Annotated in this window: 20 protein-coding genes; 9 read left to right on the top strand and 11 right to left on the bottom strand. The window is 71.4% G+C overall.

Annotated elements, in window-relative coordinates; translation table 11 throughout:
• The gene (locus tag DFJ67_RS43075; protein ID WP_170216150.1) at positions 1 to 162 is read left to right on the top strand and encodes a hypothetical protein; all 162 of its coding nucleotides are present in this window, start codon (positions 1 to 3) and stop codon (positions 160 to 162) included.
• A 39-nt stretch (positions 163 to 201) separates the two neighbouring features.
• Here the strand turns inward: DFJ67_RS43075 and DFJ67_RS37300 are convergent, their stop codons facing one another.
• The 5 genes from DFJ67_RS37300 to DFJ67_RS37280 form a co-directional block, all read right to left on the bottom strand.
• A complete protein-coding gene (locus DFJ67_RS37300) occupies positions 202 to 1,497 on the bottom strand; it encodes a hypothetical protein (RefSeq protein ID WP_116073716.1) in 1,296 nt (431 codons plus the stop codon).
• A 14-nt stretch (positions 1,498 to 1,511) separates the two neighbouring features.
• Positions 1,512 to 3,095, bottom strand: coding sequence for a hypothetical protein (locus DFJ67_RS37295; protein WP_147315763.1), 1,584 nt, complete (start codon positions 3,093 to 3,095; stop codon positions 1,512 to 1,514).
• A gap of 90 nt (positions 3,096 to 3,185) precedes the next feature.
• Positions 3,186 to 4,148: a zinc-binding dehydrogenase gene (locus DFJ67_RS37290; RefSeq protein WP_116073712.1), complete on the bottom strand. Its 963-nt coding sequence runs from the start codon at positions 4,146 to 4,148 to the stop codon at positions 3,186 to 3,188.
• A 34-nt stretch (positions 4,149 to 4,182) separates the two neighbouring features.
• Entirely contained in the window at positions 4,183 to 4,995 is an 813-nt protein-coding gene (locus DFJ67_RS37285; RefSeq protein ID WP_203783514.1) for a PPOX class F420-dependent oxidoreductase, read from the bottom strand.
• Positions 4,996 to 5,052: 57 nt separating this feature from the next.
• Positions 5,053 to 6,132, bottom strand: coding sequence for a lysylphosphatidylglycerol synthase transmembrane domain-containing protein (locus tag DFJ67_RS37280; protein WP_116073708.1), 1,080 nt, complete (start codon positions 6,130 to 6,132; stop codon positions 5,053 to 5,055).
• Positions 6,133 to 6,225: 93 nt separating this feature from the next.
• On the opposite strand from DFJ67_RS37280, the gene DFJ67_RS37275 reads away from it, so the two are divergent.
• Genes DFJ67_RS37275 through DFJ67_RS37250 form a run of 6 tightly spaced genes read left to right on the top strand, consistent with a single transcriptional unit; the run spans position 6,226 to position 10,809 of the window.
• Positions 6,226 to 6,438 carry a hypothetical protein gene (locus DFJ67_RS37275; protein WP_116073706.1) on the top strand — a complete coding sequence of 71 codons (213 nt, stop codon included), beginning with the start codon at positions 6,226 to 6,228 and terminating at the stop codon, positions 6,436 to 6,438.
• 26 nt (positions 6,439 to 6,464) lie between these two features.
• Positions 6,465 to 7,274, top strand: a complete 810-nt coding sequence (locus DFJ67_RS37270) for a phosphotransferase family protein (protein WP_116073704.1) — start codon at positions 6,465 to 6,467, stop codon at positions 7,272 to 7,274.
• 44 nt (positions 7,275 to 7,318) lie between these two features.
• Complete coding sequence (locus DFJ67_RS37265) at positions 7,319 to 8,326, top strand: sigma-70 family RNA polymerase sigma factor (RefSeq protein ID WP_239097131.1); 1,008 nt, start codon at positions 7,319 to 7,321, stop codon at positions 8,324 to 8,326.
• Positions 8,326 to 8,592 (top strand): hypothetical protein, encoded by a 267-nt coding sequence (locus tag DFJ67_RS37260; RefSeq protein ID WP_116073700.1) that lies wholly within the window; start codon positions 8,326 to 8,328, stop codon positions 8,590 to 8,592. The genes DFJ67_RS37265 and DFJ67_RS37260 overlap by 1 nt, the downstream gene beginning before the upstream one ends.
• Positions 8,593 to 8,647: 55 nt before the next feature.
• On the top strand, positions 8,648 to 9,376 hold the full coding sequence (locus DFJ67_RS37255) for an SDR family NAD(P)-dependent oxidoreductase (RefSeq protein ID WP_116073698.1): 729 nt from the start codon (positions 8,648 to 8,650) through the stop codon (positions 9,374 to 9,376).
• The gene (locus DFJ67_RS37250) at positions 9,376 to 10,809 is read left to right on the top strand and encodes a DHA2 family efflux MFS transporter permease subunit (RefSeq protein ID WP_116073696.1); all 1,434 of its coding nucleotides are present in this window, start codon (positions 9,376 to 9,378) and stop codon (positions 10,807 to 10,809) included. The genes DFJ67_RS37255 and DFJ67_RS37250 overlap by 1 nt, the downstream gene beginning before the upstream one ends.
• A 31-nt stretch (positions 10,810 to 10,840) precedes the next feature.
• On the opposite strand, the gene DFJ67_RS37245 is transcribed toward DFJ67_RS37250, so the two are convergent.
• Positions 10,841 to 11,518, bottom strand: coding sequence for an MBL fold metallo-hydrolase (locus tag DFJ67_RS37245; RefSeq protein ID WP_116073694.1), 678 nt, complete (start codon positions 11,516 to 11,518; stop codon positions 10,841 to 10,843).
• A 105-nt stretch (positions 11,519 to 11,623) separates the two neighbouring features.
• Here DFJ67_RS37245 and DFJ67_RS37240 point away from each other — a divergent pair, with 105 nt between their 5' ends.
• Entirely contained in the window at positions 11,624 to 12,085 is a 462-nt protein-coding gene (locus DFJ67_RS37240; protein WP_116073692.1) for a VOC family protein, read from the top strand.
• Between the two features lie 47 nt (positions 12,086 to 12,132).
• Here the strand turns inward: DFJ67_RS37240 and DFJ67_RS37235 are convergent, their stop codons facing one another.
• The 4 genes from DFJ67_RS37235 to DFJ67_RS37220 are packed head-to-tail and all read right to left on the bottom strand — an operon-like array spanning position 12,133 to position 15,388.
• Positions 12,133 to 12,402, bottom strand: coding sequence for a hypothetical protein (locus tag DFJ67_RS37235; protein WP_147315762.1), 270 nt, complete (start codon positions 12,400 to 12,402; stop codon positions 12,133 to 12,135).
• A 57-nt stretch (positions 12,403 to 12,459) separates the two neighbouring features.
• A complete protein-coding gene (locus DFJ67_RS37230; protein WP_147315761.1) occupies positions 12,460 to 14,004 on the bottom strand; it encodes a hypothetical protein in 1,545 nt (514 codons plus the stop codon).
• Positions 13,989 to 14,750: an ABC transporter ATP-binding protein gene (locus DFJ67_RS37225; RefSeq protein WP_116073686.1), complete on the bottom strand. Its 762-nt coding sequence runs from the start codon at positions 14,748 to 14,750 to the stop codon at positions 13,989 to 13,991. Before DFJ67_RS37225 ends, DFJ67_RS37230 begins: the two co-directional genes overlap by 16 nt.
• Before the next feature lie 14 nt (positions 14,751 to 14,764).
• The gene (locus DFJ67_RS37220) at positions 14,765 to 15,388 is read right to left on the bottom strand and encodes a TetR/AcrR family transcriptional regulator (protein WP_116073684.1); all 624 of its coding nucleotides are present in this window, start codon (positions 15,386 to 15,388) and stop codon (positions 14,765 to 14,767) included.
• 124 nt (positions 15,389 to 15,512) lie between these two features.
• Between DFJ67_RS37220 and DFJ67_RS37215 the strand changes: the two genes are divergently transcribed.
• Positions 15,513 to 15,818 (top strand): GlsB/YeaQ/YmgE family stress response membrane protein, encoded by a 306-nt coding sequence (locus DFJ67_RS37215; protein WP_116073682.1) that lies wholly within the window; start codon positions 15,513 to 15,515, stop codon positions 15,816 to 15,818.
• 28 nt (positions 15,819 to 15,846) lie between these two features.
• On the opposite strand, the gene DFJ67_RS37210 is transcribed toward DFJ67_RS37215, so the two are convergent.
• Positions 15,847 to 16,341, bottom strand: a complete 495-nt coding sequence (locus DFJ67_RS37210; RefSeq protein WP_147315760.1) for a hypothetical protein — start codon at positions 16,339 to 16,341, stop codon at positions 15,847 to 15,849.
• Positions 16,342 to 16,359: the final 18 nt, after the last annotated feature.

Genomic DNA, 16,359 nt, shown 5'->3' with positions numbered 1-16,359 from the left:
GTGAAGACTCTCGCCGTCACGCTCGTCCTCGCCGCTGTTGGCGTCGCAGTCATTTTCCTAGCGCCGAGCCTCGTCGCGATCGGGATCATGCTCGTCCTCGGCGCGGTGGCGATCGGCGCGCGCGCCCTCTACCGGCACTGGCAGGCCGCCAACCGACCGTGAACGCCCGCCCGGGACCGCAGGCCCCGGGCGGGCGTTCGCCTACGGCCGGACCGACACGCGGTCGCAGCCGTAGAACGCCACCATGGCGCCGGCCACTCGCAGGCGTCCGTAGACACAGGCGCTGGTGTCACCCACCGCGAGCCCGTCGGTCTTCGGGTCGAAGTGCAGCATCGCGTCGGTGTCCTGGTCGCGCCGGTGCTCGTCCATCTCCTCGACGTTCTCCGGGTGGATGCGGCCGTGCTTCTCGCGCGCGCCGACGCCGGCCAGGATCCGGGACGGCGACCCGAGCCGCAGTGTCGACCAGTCGATCGTGGTCGCGTCGATCGCGACCGGGTTGCCGTACTCGCCGGCCGTCGTGGTCAGCACGCCGACCGGGAGGACGCCGTTGTTGAGGTTGACGACGTTCTCGGCGCTGCCGGGCTTGATGTTGATGGTGGCCGGCACCGCGCAGGTCACCCCGAGCGTCGCCGAACGCACATCGTTGGCCGGCTGGGCGTCGACGACCGACGGCAGCTTGGGCGTCACCCGGGTGGTCGCCGTGAGGTTGACCGTGCCGGGCTGCGTGCAGGTGACGGTGTACGTCCTGGTCAGCCGTTGTGGCGTGCCGAGCGCTACCGGCACGTCCGTGGTGACCGGCGCGCCGTCGGCGATGGTCAGGCCGGGGCCGGCCGACACCTCCCGGCGTACCCGCGCGTCGCTCGGCCCATCCGGGCCGTTGTTGGCGACGGCGCTGGCCACCGTCACCTGGATCGGCTGACCGAGAACGCCGAACAGCGGTGCCGACGGCTCGACCGCCGTCACCGCCAGGTCGCTCTCCCGGCAGTCCGGGTCGGCCGGGTTCCCCGCACAGAACGCCCGGATCGGCGCGGCCAGGTCGACGGTCACAATCTGCTGGTTGAGGCGTACGTCGGTGACGGTCATCGCGGCCAGCGCCGGGCTGAACGGCACGATGAAGTTGCCGGTGCCGCTGGAGCGGACCGCCTTGCTGCCGTTGGGTCCACCGTCGAGGCGCCACAGTGGACTCCAGGCGTTGATGCGGTCGATCTCGTTGCCATCCACGTCGGTCAGCCGCAGGCGCAGGATCGGCGGCTCACCGGAGTGGCCGCGCGCCCGCGAGGTGGTGACCCTGGTCGACTCGACGTGTGCCTGGGTGCGGCTGTCGAAGCGGACCCGCGCGACGAGCGCCTTGGCCGGGTCGGCGTCGAAGTCGAAGGTGGGCACGGGGATCGTCGCCGGGTCCGGCGGCGGAGTGGGGTCGGCGAAGGCGCTGCTGCCGGCGGCCCCGGCCACCAGCAGGAGTCCGGCGGCCGCCGCGAGCACGATTTTGCGTACCATCTCGGTCTCTCCTCTCAGCACTTCGCGATGCGGCAGTCGCCGAAGATCAGGTTGAAGCGTCGGATGTCGGCCGCGTTCGGCGGACCGTTGTCGTTCATGACGTCGTCGTTCATGAGTCCGGGGGTGAGGTCGCCGGGCTCGGAGGTGTAGTAGACGTCGCCGTCCTCTTCGAGCGCCCGGCACGCGTCGCGCACCCGGCCGAGGTTGGGCGCGTCGGTGTCGCAGCCCTCGTCGCCGGTCAGGTCCTCGTAGACGTTCGGCGCGACCTCGTTGTAGAAGTAGGCGGCGTCGCAGCAGTATTCGTCGGCCAGCCCGAACGGCACGTGCCCGATCTCATGCCGGACCACGCCCATCGCGTCGGACCGGGCGAGGTTGACGGCGGCGATGTGGTCGTCGGGCATCCCGAAGTCGCGCTGCGCGGCCTTGCGGTGCAGGATCACGCCGACGTCGGCGAAGGCGAAGATCTCGTCCCACAACACCGGGAGTTCATGGTCGTCGCCGGTGCCGAAGTCCATGGACTTACCGGTGTTGTCCTGGAGGATCCAGAAGTTGAACAGGTCCTGGTTGGTCAGGTAGGGATCGAACCCGTACATCCCGGTGTTGATCGCCAGGGCGACGTCGGCCTGGAACATCGGGTTGAGCCCGACCGGCCCCGGGCCGGTGTAGGTGTCCCGGTCGGCGATGAACACGACGTCGATCCGGCTGCCCTGCCCGCCGGTGTAGGAGATCGGCACCGCGGGCTTGGGGAACGTAAAGTTGGGCGTCGGATCACCCACGGTGGTGCGGCGCCAGCCGGAGAAGATCGTCGTGGCCGCCACCGTGAGCCGGCAGCCATACGTGAAACTGGGTGTCGCCGCGGTGAGGGTCCGGGTGAAGCTGCCGACGCCGGAGCGCACCTCCCGATCGGTGGGGGAGAGCCAGATCTCCAGCGCGTTGGGTACCACTGTCGGGTTGAGCGCGCCGTCGAGCGCGGTGGCGGTGATGGTGACGGTCTCGCCCGGCTGTGGCCACGCGGGCGTGTGCGTGCAGCGGATCCGCAGCCCGGGCGCGCTGGCCGGCGGATCGACCGCGACGGTCACGGTGAGCTCGGCGCGATCGTCGCCGTTGCCGGAGCGCACGATCGGCGTGCCGCAGGCGATCGGGTCGCCACCCTCCACCGACACGTCGCACGGTGCGACGCGGACGTCGGCGAGCAGTGCGGTCGTGGCGGTCGGCGAGACGTCGTACTGGTTGTCGCCGAGACAGAACCCGCCGTCCTCGTCCCAGGCCTCGACCACGATGGGCAGGAACGCCGCGCCGTCGCGCTGCGGCAGCGTGGCGACGTCGAGGTTGGGCACGGAGAACTCCCAGTCGGGAGAGATGTCGCCGATGCCCTCGCGGTCGTCCTGGTCTTCGGTGTCCTCGTTGTTGAACGCGACCCCGTTGATCCAGACCTTGACATACCAGTCGACCCGGCCGCAGAGCCCTTCGTCGTCACTGGAGATGGCGTTGATCCGGTTGACGGTGACCTTGGCGTTGACCAGTGGCACCGCGCTGGCCGGCGGGCTCAACACCACGAACAGCCCGGTCACGACGGCCAACGCGGTCAATACGGTCATGATGCGTCGTCGCACGTTTCCCCCCTTCTCGTCGGGATCCCCTGACCGGGGTCCCGTCCAGCGGAGGAGGGAGGAGCGCGATTGATACCTCTAGATCAACAACAGCGACTTGCCGACGGTCGTACGCGCCTCCAGCGAACGGTGGGCGTCGGCGGCCCGCTCCAACGGATACGTCGCGGTGATGGCCGGTCGCAGGTGGCCGTGGGCCGCCCGATCGAGGGCCGATGTCAGCAGTTCGCGCACGGTCTCCTGATCGGGCGGCCCGGCCCGGAGCGGTTCGAGCACCCGGACGTCTCGGCGCGCGGCCTCATCCGGGTCGGGGGCGGCGAACCCGTCGCCGGTGCCGTAGGTGAGGAACGTTCCGCCGTCGGCGACGGCCTCCAGCGCGGCCGTTCCGAGACGGCCGCCCGCACCGTCGTAGACCAGCGCGGCGCCGCCACCGGTCGACTTTCGCACCTGTGCGATCCAGTCCGGTCGCGTGTAGTCGACGACCACCTCGGCGCCCAGGTCGCGGGCCAGTTCACGCTTGCGGTCACTGGAGGCGGCGGCCACGACCCGGGCACCCGCGTCGACGGCCAGTTGCACCAGGAGCGATCCCGCCCCGCCCGCGGCGGCCAGCACCAGCACCCATTCGCCCTTCGCCGGCCCACCCAGCCGGTCGAAGTTCAGTGCGGTCACGCCGTCGTGCACCAGCGCCGCCGCTGTCTCGATGCTGAGCCCGTCGGGCACCGGGACAATCTCGCTCTGGTCGGCGACGACGTGTTCGGCATACCCGGTGCCGGTCCGCACCACCACCCGGCGACCGATCCAACCGGGGTCCACGCCGTCGCCGGTGGCGAGCACGGCGCCCGCACCGCCGCCGCCCGGCGTGTAGGGCAGCGTCCGCGGGAAGAACTCCTGGCCCCAGCCGCCGCGCAGCATGCTGTCGAGGAGGATGACGTCTGCCGCCGCCATGCCGACGACGACCTGGCCAGGCCCCGGGACCGGGTCCGGCACCTCGACCGGGCGCAGCACCTCCGGCCCGCCGAACTCCGCCACCTGGATCGCGCGCATGTCTCACTCCTTCGCTCGGACTCCCGCTAAGCCTTCAAGCTGAAGCCCGGTTGAGGTCAAGCGGGGATTCGTCGGCCTCGGTGTGCGCCGGTCGGAGTTCGAAGTGGACGGTATGGCCGGTCGTGCGGCGTCCGAGCCGGTGCATCATGGGCACGAGCGCCCCGTGCAGCAGCGGGTACTTGGCGCGCAGCGCGCGGGCCGCCGCGACGTGCTCCGCGCCGCTCAGCCGGTGCGCGACGGCGTTCACCGCGGGCCCGGTCGGCACGCCGCGAATGGTCGACGGCGCGACCGTGACGTCGGGGTTGTTGCGGATGCGGCGGGTCTTCCAGGCCTTCTGGAAGCTGCGCACGTAGGCCCGCTCGCCGGCCACGACGATGCTGACCGGTGTGGTGATCGGCGTGCCGTCCCGGCGGAATGTCGTCAGCGCGACCGTCTTCTGCCGGGTGAACGGTGCCCAGGCCGGTGCCGGCGCGCCGTCGACGTGGCCCAGGACCCAGCCGAGCTGGCGCCACCGTTCCACGAGGGCGACCGCGGCCAGCGCGGCCGAGACGGCGATCAGCACCGTCTGACCGGTGGCGCCGCCGATGTTGCGGTCGGCGATGTGCGAGACGGTGTGCGCGACGCTGCCGACCAGGTAGCCGCCCAGCCCCACCGTGAACCCGTCCGCCCAGACGAGCCCGAGCAGCAGCGCCGCACCGAGGCCGAGCTGGAACGCGCCGACGTCGTGCACGAAATGCTCAGCGGGCGGGAAGTTCACGAACGACGCGAAAGAGGACGGCGCGATGAGCCCCCAGAAGCCCGCGGCCAGGGTGAACATTGCGAGCAGAACGGCGATGGCCTGAATCATTCGTCTCATACCCCGGGGACGGGGCAGCGCCCGGGTGTGTGACGCCCGTGGATGTGATCAGGGCCGCAGGGCGGCCTGGCGAGGTGGTCGCACGAGGAGCCAGGCGGCGATGCCACCGACCGGGATGAGCAGCCAGCAGGAGAGCACGCGGTAGATCAGCACGTCGGCGGCGGCGACGGCGCTGCTGGCCCCGGCGGCCGTCAGACCGGCGGTCAACGCGAGCTCGACGACGCCGATGCCGCCGGGGGTCAACGGCACCTGGCGGACCACCTGCACGCTGATGTAGACGGCGGTCAGGGTCGGCAGGCTGACCGGAAGCTGGAAGGCGTGTGCGACGGCCAGGAACGACAGCAGGTCGGCGACCCACTTGGCGGTGGACCAGGCGAGGGCACCGGCCCAGGCGAGCCAGGTCAGCGCGGCCGCCGAATGCCACGCCGACCGGATCCAGCCGAGCAGCATCAGCAGGTAGCGGCGGGCGGCGCCGGCGCTGCCTCTGTCGGCCACCGCGATCGGTGCGCGGCCCCAGTACCGGCGCCCGACCAGGACCATCGCCACCGTCACGACCAGCAGGCCCGCGACCACGGCCAGTGGCCGCCAGCCGACCGACTTGCCCGGGCCGTCGAACGCGAAGACGAGACCGACACCGGCATACAGGGCGGCGACCCCGCCGATGGAGGCCAGCCCGGACACGACCATCACGCCCGTGGCCGCCTCCGGCGTCGCACCGGCCCGCTGGAACCTGCGCACCGCGTACGCCGCCGAGACCACCGGCCCGGCCGGCAGGCTGATCGACATCGCCGTGCTGGCCAGCACGATCGCGAAGGTGTGGCCGCGTCCGATCCGCACGCCCAGGGCGCCGAGCAGGCCCCGCTGTTGCAGCGTGAACGCGCCGATGGAGACGACCTGGAGCAGCGCGGCGACGAGGAACCACCACAGGTCAGCGGCGGCGACGGCGTGGCTGACATCGCCCCAGGCCGGCAGGCGGCCGCGCAGCCCGAACGCCGCGAGGCCGACGACGACCAGGACGCCGAGCACGCGCAGCGACCGCTTGCGCCACCGCTTCCGCCCGCCCCCTGGATCTGCCTCCGGCGGGGCGGTGGTCGCGCCACCAGGAGGGCCGCGGTGAACTTCGAGCATCGGGGCTCATCCTGCCAGCCGCGCCACCCTCAGCAGCCTGCGACTCCAGGTGACGTGCCTTATGGTGACGGCATTCGATGAGTGGGGGATGGCGTGATCCGAGCCCGAGCGCTGCTCCGGCTGCCCCGATACCTTCTCTGGCTGACGGCGTTGTCGATGGCGGGCGTCTTCGTCGCGATGCTGGGAGGCGACCCGGACCACCGGCTCGGCGGCCCGGTGCTCTACTTCGCGGGGCTGAGCGTGTGTGGCGGCCTGCTCGTGCTGTCGATCCTCCTGCTGCTGGTGCGGCGACGCGGTGCTGATTAGCGCTGCCCTCTGATAGAGAGCACAGCATGGAGTTCGACAGCGTGCGGCGACTGCTCGATCGGCACTGGCCGTCGCTCGACGTGCACACAGTGCGACCGTTGGGCAGTGGTTTCGACCATCTGGCGTACGAGGTGAACACCGATCTCGTCGTTCGCGTGGCTCGCTCGCCCGACATTTCCGAAATGTCGGGCGAGGCGGAGATCCTCGCCGCGGTACGCGCGGCGACGACCGTCCCGGTGCCGGAGCCGATCCTGGTCGACGCGAGCGCCGGGCTGATGGTCTACCGCAAGCTCCCCGGCACCCCCGCCGCCGGTCTGCCCGAGCCGAGCCGGGTGGCCGCGACCGTGGTCGGCGCCCTCCGGCAGCTCATGCGCGACATCGCGGCGATCCCGGTCGGCCCGGTCGACGACGCCCCACCGAGCGAGTGGCTGGACGAGGCCCGCTCGGAGTTCGCCGACATCCGGGCGGAGATCCCGGCCGCCCACCAGCGGGCCGTCGAGCTGTTCCTGAGTCAGGAACCTCCTCCTCCGTACACCGGCCAACCGGTCTTCTGTCATAACGACCTGGGCATCGAGCACGTCCTGGTCGATCCCGAGACCCGGACCCTCACCGGCGTCATCGACTGGACCGATGCCGCCCGCACCGAGCCGGCGCACGACCTGGGCCGCCTCTTTCGGGACCTCGGGCCGCAGGTCGGGCCCGTCGACGACCGGGCGCTGTTCTTCGCCCGCTGCGGCACGCTCGAAGACCTGCACTACGGCCTGACCGAGGGTCGCGACCGGTATGCGATCAACGCCCGCGCCGCCTTCGACCACGTGTTCGCCGCGGAGCGATGAGTCGGCGGCGCGGAAAGCGTCATACCGCCGTGGATGATTATCGTGTGAAGGAAGCAGGCGAGGGTGACCAGGTCGCCTTCGAGCAGTTGACCGAGCCGCACCGCCGTGAGCTCAACGTGCACTGCTACCGCATGCTCGGCTCGATCGAAGACGCCGAAGACGCGGTCCAGGAGACGTTCCTGCGCGCCTGGGCCCGCCTCGACACCTTCGCGGGCCGCGCGTCGTTCCGGGCCTGGCTCTACGGCATCGCGACCAACGCCTGCCTCGACATGCTGCGGCGCCGCAAGTCGCGGCTCTGGCCGACCGACGTCGCGGGTCCGGCCGACCTCGGCAGCGAGCCCACCCGGCCGCCGACCGAGGTCGCCTGGTTGCAGCCCTACCCCGACCGGCTGCTCGCCGTCCCGGCACCCGCCGAGGCCGAGCCCGAGGTCGCCGTGGCGGCCAAGGAGACGATCGAGCTGGCGTTCCTGGCCGCCATCCAGCGGCTCCCGGCGCGCCAACGGGCCGTGTTGATCCTGCGCGACGTGCTCGACTGGTCGGCGAAAGACACCGCGACCACGCTGGAGATGACGACGGCCGCCGTCAACAGCGCGCTGCAACGCGCCCACGCCGGGCTCGCCGCGCACGTGCCACCCGATCGCGACGACTGGCTGGCGCGTGACCGGGTGACGGCCGCCGCCACCGAGAAGGCGCTGCTGCACCGGCTGGTCGAGGCCTGGGAGCGCACCGACACGACCGCGCTGGTCACCCTGCTGCGCGACGACGCCCGACTGGTCATGCCGCCGCGGCTCACCTGGTTCGCTGGCATCGAGGCCATCGAGCATTTCTTCCGCACCCACGTCTTCGACGCCCGCGGCCGCGGCTGGCGCCTGCTGCCCACCTGGGCCAACCGTCAGCCCGCGTTCGCGCTCTACCAGCGCGCCGCCGACGCCGACGAGTTCCAGCCCTTCGGGATCGGCGTGCTCACGGTCGACCGCGGGGCGATCGGCGAGCTGGCCCTGTTCGCCGATTCCTCGTTGTTCGAGCGCTTCGGCATGCCCAAGTCGCTCTGATGGTCTCGTTTCTCGGCCGCCGGTCGGTTGGCGCCGTCGTCGTGCCGCCCGCGGAGGCCCTCGACTACCGGCCCGCGGAGTGGGCCGGCGCGCTCGTGGTGGTCGAGCACGGCACCCTCGAGGTCGAGTGCGCCAACGGTGTCGGCGCCCGGTTCGAGGCGGGCGCCGTTCTCACGTTCGCCAACGTGCGACCGCGGCGCCTGCTCAACCCGGGCGCCGTTCCGCTCGTCCTGAGCATGGTGAGACCTACGCCTCACCGCCGATGAGCGCCTGAACCCCGCGCCGTCACACCGGTAACCCATCCAGAAAGGCGTGGTTATCGTGACGAACATCGCGGGCAAGGCCGTGCTCATCACCGGTGCCAACCGGGGCATCGGCCAGGCGCTCGTCGCCGAGGCGTTGGCAAGAGGAGCGAGCCAGGTGTACGCCGGAACGCGTGCGCCCATCGAGCACAGCGACAGCCGGGTCAGGCCGGTCACGCTCGATGTCACCAGTGCCGAGCAGATCCAGGCGGCGGTCGACGCGATCGGGTCGCTCGACCTTCTGATCAACAACGCGGGCATCGCGGGCTACGACGACCTCAGCGACGCGGAGGTCATCGCCCGCCACCTCGAGGTCAACCTCTACGGCACCCACGCCGTGACGCGGGCGTTCACCCCGCTGCTGGCCCGCGCCGGGGGAGCGGTGGTCAACAACCTGTCCATCACGGCGTTCGCGCCGCTGCCGCTGATCCCGTCCTACTCGATCTCGAAAGCGGCCGCGTTGGCCCTGACCCAGTCGTTGCGGACGTTGCTGGTGCCGCAGGGCGTGCGCGTCCACGCGGTGCTCACCGGCTTCGTCGACACCGATATGACCCGCGGCGCCAACAGCCCGAAGGCGACTCCGGCCTCGGTGGCGGCGGCCATCTTCGACGGCGTCGAACACGGCCAGGACGACATCTTCCCCGACGCGATGTCGCGCCCGATGGCCGACGGTTGGCGCACCCTCGCGGGCAGCGCGCTCGAAGGCCCCTACGCGGCGCTGGCGGCGGAACTGCGAGCGGCCGCCTAATGGCGCGGTCCATCCGCGGCCCCGCACCGCTGGGTCTGGTGCTCGCCCTGACCGTGGTCGGCGCGCTCGTGGTCGCGCTCGACCAACTCGTGGTGGCCACCGCGCTCCCGACCCTGCAACGCGACCTCGGCGCCTCGCTGACCAGTCTGGAGTGGACGGTCAACGCGTTCAGCCTGAGCCTGGCCGCCCTGATGATCCCGGCCGCGGAACTGGGCGACCGGCTCGGCCGCAAACGCACCTATCTGCTGGGCCTGGTGGTGTTCGCGCTGGCCTCCGCGGCGTGCGCCCTGGCCCCGAACATCGGCGTGCTGATCGCGGCCCGGGTCGTGCAGGGCGCGGGCGGTGCGATCATCATGCCGGCGGCGCTTGCCCTGCTCACCGCCGCGGCCCCGCCAGCCCGGCGCGGCGCGGTGATGGGGATCTACGCCGCGTTCATGGGACTCGCCGTCGCCGGCGGACCACTCGTCGGCGGCGCCGTCACCGAGGGCCTGGCCTGGCAGTGGATCTTCTGGATCAACGTACCCGTGATCGCATTGGTGTTGCCCTTCATCGCCACGAGGCTCACCGAGATGAAGGGCGTCCCGCGCCGCCCCGATGTCCTCGGGCTGCTGCTCGTGGCCACGTCGACGTTCGGCATCGTGTGGGCGCTGGTCCGCTCCGGTCCGGCCGGCTGGGGCAGCGGCGAGGTGCTGACCACCCTGATCGGGGGTGTCGTTCTGCTGGCCTTCTTCGTGGCCTGGGAGCTGCGCACGACGCACCCGATGCTCCCGATGCGACTGTTCACGGTGCGCGAGTTCACGGCGGGCAACGCGTCGGCGCTCATGCTGACGGCGTCGCTGATGAGCACCGTGTTCTTCCTGGCGCAATACCTCCAGGTGGTGGGCGGCTATTCGCCGCTCGAAACCGGGGTGCGCTTCCTGCCGTTCACCCTGCCCCTGTTCTTCGTGGCGCCGGTAGCCGGCCGGTTGCAGGACCGGATCGGGCCGCGCTGGCTGATCTCGGTGGGGCTGAGCCTGCAAGGGGTCGGGCTGCTCTGGCTGGCGGTCAACGCCGATGCCGACCGTGGCTATCCCGCCTCGGTCGGGGCGCTGTTCGTCGCGGGCCTCGGCGCCACGATGGCCATGCCGGCACAGCAGAGTTCGGTCATGACGTCGGTGCCGCCGGCGTCGATGGGCAAGGCCGCCGGAACGTTCAGCGCCATCCGTCAGCTCGGCGGGGCGCTGGGGATCGCGATCCTGGCGGCGGTGTTCGCGGCCCAGGGGGACGACCGGTCGGCGCAGGGGTTCGCCGATGGGTTCGCTGCCGCGATGGTCACGGCTGCCGGTCTCGCGTTTGTGGGTGCGGCCGTCGGGCTTCTCGCTCCCAGCCGTCGGCGGGCGCCCACGCCGCCGCCGCGCGGCGCCGCGGTCACCGAAAAGGTCGGCGTCGGCTGAGGCCGGTTTACTTGAGGGCGGCGGTGGCGCTCTAGTGGCGCTGCCGGGCGGCCAGGTCGCGGAAGCGGTCGACCGCGCGGCCGCGCACGGCCGAGCCGTGTCCGAACACCGCCACGTCGAAGTCGAGGTCCGCCAGCCGCGCGACGCTCGCCCGCGCGGCTGGCGGGTCGTCGGTCATCGCGCGCGGGGTCGCGCGGACCTTGCCCGCCACGCTGCCGGCCGCGTCGCCGGCGAACAGCACACCACCACCGCGGTCGAGCAGGTAGGAGACGTGACCGGGCGTGTGGCCCGGGGTGTGGAAGGCGCGCATCCCCACGACGGGCACCGGGCCATCGGCGAGGAGCACCTCGTCGACCGGCGCCGGCTCGGGATCCTTCACGACCAGCCCCACGATCTTCTGGATGGTCGACGGTGCTGGCCGCTGCGCCCCGGTGATGACCGGAACGTCCAACGCGTGCGCCACCACCTTCGCCCCCGACTGCCGCCGCAGTTCGGCCAGGCCGCCGACGTGGTCCATGTGCTGGTGCGTGACGAGGATGGTGGTGATGTCGCCAACCGCCCGGCGCGCTTCGGTCAGGGCCCGCACAATGGTCGGTGCCCGCCCCGGCAGGCCGGTGTCGACCAGCACGAGCCCGTCGTCGACCACGATGACGTGCAGGTTGACGAACCCGACCCGAAGTTCCAGGACCCCGTCAGCGACCTCACGCATGCGCTCATCGTCCCACCAAAAAATTCTTGACGCCCGGTGTCGAACCGCGAGCTCCTTGTTCGACGCGTGAGGGACAGGAGCCATCACAGAAAACAGGAGCACGCGATGCAGAAGATCACTCCGTACCTCTGGTTCAACGGCCAGGCCGAGGAGGCCGCCGCCCACTACGTGTCCATCTTCAAGAACGCCCAGGTCGTCGACGTGGTCCGGATGGGACCGGATGGCCCGGTGCTGACGGTGACGTTCGAGATCGACGGCCAGCGGTTCATCGCCCTCAACGGCGGCCCGCAGTTCACCTTCACCGAGGCCGTCTCGCTCTACATCAGCTGCGCCGACCAGGCCGAGGTCGACGAGCTGTGGGAGCGCCTGTCCGAGGGCGGCGAGAAGGGCCAGTGCGGTTGGCTCAAGGACCGCTACGGCCTGTCCTGGCAGGTGGTCCCCGACGCACTCGGCGAGCTGATGAGCGACCCCGACCCGGAAAAAGCGGGCCGCGTGGGCCAGGCGATGATGGCCATGACCAAGATCGACATTCAAGGACTCCGCGACGCGTACGACGGAGTCGCATAACCCCACCCGGGCCGCGAGCGTTTCCGCGCTCGCGGCCCGGTCTTGTTTCAGGTTTCCTGGTCTGGCCAGGGATCGTCGACCAGCCCGTCAGCGATGGCACGCCGCGACTGTCCATCGTTGCGGTAGCGCAGCGGAACCACCGACAGCGGCAGCGGCCGCCCCGTCGATCGCGACCGCGCCCGCACGGGCCGAACAAGCCGCCGAGGACCGGGCCCGGTGGCGATCCAGTCCGCCAACGGGACCTCGGCGTCGCCGAACGGGTGCCCGATCACCACCAGCACATCATCGATATCGCTTGGCTCTCCGGCGACGTCCACGGCCCGATGCTACGACCGCCCGCCCGTGGGCAGCGACGTGGTCCGCCGGCGTGATCGCTAGGCGGGGTTCGAGGCGGCGGTGAGCACCGCGAGGATGTCCTGTTCGCGGGCCAGGAACCGACGGGCCGCCAGACGGCCAAGGCCGACGGCCAGCGCAACCCCGGTGGCGATGCCCACGGGAACCGCGAGCCAGCGCAACCAGCCGAGGTGCCCGACCGTGCCGCTGATGAGCAGCGCCACCGGAGGCAGGGCGGTGGTGACGATGAGGATGATCGTCGCGTAGACCTTGACCACCCACGTCGGGGTGGGGCCGCCGTCTTCCCCGGGCGGCTGCACCGCGGTCACCGACGCCAGCGGAACCAGGCCGGCGGCGCCGCCGATCAGCGCGGGCAGGGCGCCCAGCAGCCACGGCCACGCCCAGGTCTGGCCGCTGACCGCGGTGAGGATCGCGCTGATGCCCACCGCGTAGGGCCCGACGAGCAAGAGCCACGCCGCCTGCCGGCCGCGGACGTCGGGCCGCCCGCTGCCGGGGGTCAGCACGGTGAGGCGCAAGGCCAGACCATCCGAGCCGTAGAGGTTCGCGCCGGCCGCGCCGGCGATGGCCACCGTGATCGCTCCGGCGAAGGGCAACAGGATGCTCGTGCCCTGGGTGGCTTCCGGGACCACGCTCACGCCCAGGCCCACCAGGAACGCGATCATGAGGAAGGTCGCGCGGGCGGGGTCGCGTACCCATTGGCGGAGTTCCTTGCCCATCACCGCGCCGGTCGGGGTGGCCGGGAGCAGGCGACGGCGCGGACGCCGGGACCGGCGTGCCCGTCCCGCGCCGACCCGGCCGTCGAGGCGGCGCGACAGCAGCGCCGGCCAGATGGCCACCAGGGCGGCGACGAGACCGGCCAGGCCGAGCAACGGCAGCACGGTCAGCGTCAGGTTTCCGGCGCTGGCGGCCGAGACCGCGTCGGCGGCCCAGCCGGTCGGCAGCGCGCGCACCGCGACGGTCAGTGCCGGCGCCGTGCCGTGCGTCAGCGCCGAGGTGATTGTCGGCAACAGCGTGCCGCCGATCGCGACCAGGCTGATCGCGAGGGCGACCACGGTGGTGCCGATGTCGCGTGTGCGCCGCGAACCGGCCGGCAGCAACGCCCGCACGACGGCGACCAGCACGCTGCTCAGCACGACGGTCAGCAGCACGCCGACCGCGCCGACGACGGCCGCGCCCGCGCTGTGTCGGGCGCCGATCACGACCAGCGAGCCGAACGCTGCGAGCAGGAACACCTGGGCGGGATCGAGCAGACCGAGGATCAGCAGGGTACGGGCGAGCTTGGCCCGCGGCACCGGCAGCAACCGGAACATCTCGTAGGGCACCGTGGCCCCACCGCCGGCGAATGCGGCGAAGCCGACCCGGCCGACGATCCACACGAACATGACGGCGGCGATCGCGTCGCAACCCGCGGCCGTGTCCGGATAGGTCGCGAAGCCGAGGAGGAACGACGAGCCGGCCGACAGCAGCCCGAACAGGAGGAGCACGATGCCGGCCGCGATGCCCAACCGGGTCGCGGCCTGGTGCGCGAGCATCGCGGCCCGCATGCGGATCAGGAGGCGAACCACGACAACGCCCCCGTCTCGTGTCCGGCGCCGACCAGGTCCGCGAACGCGTCGTCGAGGCTCGCGCCGCCCCGGATCTCCTCGAGCGAGCCGGCCGCCACGATCCGGCCGCGGGCCAGGATCGCCAGGTGGTCGCAGAGTTGCTCGACCAGGGCCATCACGTGGCTGGAGAACACGACCGTGCCGCCTGACCCGGTGAAGCCCCGCAGGATCGACCGGATGGTGGCCGCGGACACCGGGTCGACGGCCTCGAACGGCTCGTCGAGCACCAGCACCTCAGGCCCGTGCAGCAGCGCGACGGCGAGGGCGATCTTCTTGCGCATCCCGGTCGAGTAGTCGGCGACGAGCCGGCCGCCGTCGGCCTCCATGTCGAGCACCCGCAGCAGCTCTTCGGTCCGCGACCGGACCAGGCCCTCTTCCAGGCCGCGCAGCAGGCCCATGTAGGTCAGCAGTTCGGTGCCGGTCAGCCGCTGCGGCAACGACTCGCCGTCGGGCAGGACGCCGAGCCGGGTCTTGGCCTCGACCGGTGCGGTCCAGATGTCGTGACCGAGCACAGTGGACGTGCCGGCGTCGGGGCGCAGCAGCCCCACGGCCATCGACAACGCGGTCGTCTTGCCGGCGCCGTTGGGGCCGACGAGGCCGAAGAAGGATCCGCGCTCGATCCGCAGGTCGACGCCGTCGACCGCGAGCTTCTCGCCGAACGCCTTGCGCAGCCCACGCAGCTCGAGCGCCGCACTGCCTGTGTCCATGCTGTCCCCGCTGTTCATCGTTGCCGCGCCGCCTTCACGAAGAAGTCGACGAGTTCGGTGCTGAACGCCGCGACGTCGAACGCGGCGTTCTGCTGCATCAGCCCGGTGGAGGAGTCGATCGCGCCGCGCAGCGCGACCGCGGCCGCGCGGCCCGAGAAGGCGCCGAACTCGCCAGCCTGCTGGCCGCCCTCGAGGAGCTTCTGCAACGCTGCCACGGCCTCGTGCTGGGACTGGCCGAACAGCTCGGGGACGCCGGGTGTCGAGCGGGCGTTGGCGAGCACCTCCGTGAGCGCGACCATCTCGTCGCGGTGATTGTCGAGAAACGCCAGATTCGACGTCACGTAGATCCGTAGCGCCGCCGTGAACGACCCGGCCGCCGCCACGCGCGGGGTCATCCACGCCTCGGCCTGCGCCAGGACATACCGGACAACCTCGTGGAGAACCTCGGCCTTGCCGGCGAAATGGTAGGAGATGACCCCTTTGCTGATCCCGAGATGGTCGGCGATCGCCTGTAGCGAGGTGCCGCCGTAGCCCTTTCCGGCAAGCACCGTCACCGCGCCGCGGACGATCTGCTCCCGCCGCGCGGCCTCGGTGAACGATCCAGACCGTTGACCGGCCGGCTTAGAATCTGACCGCATGGCCAAAATCTAGCACGCGCGGCCTGGTGACGGCCCTGTGCAGCGCGTCACCTGGCTACGGCAGCGTTTAGCCGCCGTCAGTGGTTGGGAAAAAGATCGGACACCAACGCGAGGAGGGGCCACGGTGGGTGTGCAGGACTACGTTGTAGCGATCGTCTCCGGCGCCGTGATCGGGATCGTTGCCCGCATCCTGCTGCCGGGCCGCCAGCGCATCGGCCTCATCCTGACCGTGCTGATCGGAGTCGGTGCGGCGCTGGCCGGCACGTGGGCGGCTGACCATTGGGATCTGCACAGCACCAACACCTTCGACCTCGCCGGTCGAAGCTTCGACTGGCTGGTTCTCGCTGTCCAGGTCGGCATCGCCATCGTCGGTGTCGCCGTCGCCGCCTTGTTGGCCCGCGCGTTCTCGACCGACCGCCAAGACGACTAGACCGTTCCGCAGGCGACCCGACCCCGACTCAGTAGGGGAGCGCGCGACCGAGATGCCGGGCGTACGCGAGATGGGCCGTGAAGATGGCCGTCAACCAGCGGGCCATCATCTCGTCGGCGCGCAGCAGCTCCGACGTCTCCGCCTCGAAGGACTCCCGGTCGTAGTGGAACGCGGACGCGACGCCCGGCTGCTCGGCGAGCGCCTTCTCCAGCACATCCTCGGGGATGCTGCCGAGGCTCGGCTGGACCAGGAAGCCCACCTCGTCGGCGAATCCGAGCCCCCACTCCAAGCCATTGCCGGTCGAGACGTAGACCTGCGCCGTCAGCGCCTCGCGGCTGATCGGGTATTCCTCGCGGGTCTCGGCCGGACCGGCCAGCGCGATCAGCTCCGCCGGGAGCCGGTCGACGACGGCCGCGACCGCGGGAAGGCCGGCGAGCTGGTCGCCGCGGTAACCGACGCTGCCCTGGTCCGCTGAGCCGGACCTCGGCTCGACGCCCGGCACTGCGAACGGCGAAGAAGTCATTCCTGCGTCCTCACATAC

The organism is Asanoa ferruginea (assembly GCF_003387075.1).
Taxonomy (GTDB): Bacteria; Actinomycetota; Actinomycetes; order Mycobacteriales; family Micromonosporaceae; genus Asanoa; species Asanoa ferruginea.
This window is presented reverse-complemented; position numbering and strand designations above follow the sequence as displayed.

Coding starts and splice junctions, on each gene's coding strand:
- DFJ67_RS37220 (WP_116073684.1), bottom strand. CDS start 15,388: ATGCGGTCAGATTCTAAGCCGGCCGGTCAACGGTCTGGATCGTTCACC.
- DFJ67_RS37300 (WP_116073716.1), bottom strand. CDS start 1,497: ATGGTACGCAAAATCGTGCTCGCGGCGGCCGCCGGACTCCTGCTGGTG.
- DFJ67_RS37260 (WP_116073700.1), top strand. CDS start 8,326: ATGGTCTCGTTTCTCGGCCGCCGGTCGGTTGGCGCCGTCGTCGTGCCG.
- DFJ67_RS37280 (WP_116073708.1), bottom strand. CDS start 6,132: ATGCTCGAAGTTCACCGCGGCCCTCCTGGTGGCGCGACCACCGCCCCG.
- DFJ67_RS37250 (WP_116073696.1), top strand. CDS start 9,376: ATGGCGCGGTCCATCCGCGGCCCCGCACCGCTGGGTCTGGTGCTCGCC.
- DFJ67_RS37270 (WP_116073704.1), top strand. CDS start 6,465: ATGGAGTTCGACAGCGTGCGGCGACTGCTCGATCGGCACTGGCCGTCG.
- DFJ67_RS37295 (WP_147315763.1), bottom strand. CDS start 3,095: ATGACCGTATTGACCGCGTTGGCCGTCGTGACCGGGCTGTTCGTGGTG.
- DFJ67_RS37240 (WP_116073692.1), top strand. CDS start 11,624: ATGCAGAAGATCACTCCGTACCTCTGGTTCAACGGCCAGGCCGAGGAG.
- DFJ67_RS37245 (WP_116073694.1), bottom strand. CDS start 11,518: ATGCGTGAGGTCGCTGACGGGGTCCTGGAACTTCGGGTCGGGTTCGTC.
- DFJ67_RS37285 (WP_203783514.1), bottom strand. CDS start 4,995: ATGATTCAGGCCATCGCCGTTCTGCTCGCAATGTTCACCCTGGCCGCG.
- DFJ67_RS37210 (WP_147315760.1), bottom strand. CDS start 16,341: ATGACTTCTTCGCCGTTCGCAGTGCCGGGCGTCGAGCCGAGGTCCGGC.
- DFJ67_RS37290 (WP_116073712.1), bottom strand. CDS start 4,148: ATGCGCGCGATCCAGGTGGCGGAGTTCGGCGGGCCGGAGGTGCTGCGC.
- DFJ67_RS37225 (WP_116073686.1), bottom strand. CDS start 14,750: ATGGACACAGGCAGTGCGGCGCTCGAGCTGCGTGGGCTGCGCAAGGCG.